1 protein-coding gene is annotated in these 731 nt (G+C 66.5%); it reads right to left on the bottom strand.

Annotated features, from left to right (window positions below):
- Positions 1–731, bottom strand: a 731-nt coding sequence (gene chrA, locus D1614_RS28015; RefSeq protein ID WP_119440481.1) for a chromate efflux transporter, incomplete at both ends; no start/stop codon positions are given.

The raw sequence follows: 731 nt of genomic DNA, 5'->3' as shown, positions 1-731 counted from the left end.
CGGTGCATCGACGATGGAGCGCTTGGCCAGCACGATGACCGCGCCGGTAATGGCGCCCACGGCCGCCGCTGTTACGCCATCAACAAAGGCCAGAATGGCCGGCAGCTTGCCGTATTTCTTGAAGTACGGCGCCGGCAGGATGGTGAACAGGTAGCACGGCAGGAACGTGCCGAACGCGGCCACGCACGCACCGGGCAGGCCCGCTACCAAATAGCCGATAAAGCCGACGGTGATGACCACCGGGCCGGGCGTGATCATCGCCACGGCCACCGCGTCGACGAACTGCTTTTCGTTGAGCCAGTGGTGCTCCGTAACCACGCCGCCGTAGAGGAACGGCACGATGGCCAGCCCCGAGCCGAAGACGAATGCGCCGGCCTTGGCGAAAAACGCGCCGAGCTGCGAGAGCAGCGGCCAGTCGATCGAGCCAAGCACACCGCTTGCCGCTGCGACCGGGGCAACGGCAATGGCATTCGCGCGGCCCTGGCGCAGCCACCGGGGCGGCGCGCGCCAGAACCACACCAGCACGCCCGCCGCCAGGAACAGCCACGCCACCTCCGATTCGGTGATGACCGTCACGGCCGCCAGCAGCAGGTAGATGGCCCACAACAGCTTGTCTTTGCCGACGCTCTTGGTGGTGAGCTTGTGCGCGCTGATGGCGATGATGCCGATCACCGCCGCGCCGACGCCGTAGAACACGGATTGCATCCACGTCAGGCCGCCAAAGCGCGTAT

Source organism: Maribellus luteus, assembly GCF_003576475.1.
Lineage (GTDB): Bacteria > Bacteroidota > Bacteroidia > Bacteroidales > Prolixibacteraceae > Draconibacterium > Draconibacterium luteum.
Note: the sequence above shows the minus strand (reverse complement) of the source record. Positions and strands in the feature narration are given on the sequence as shown.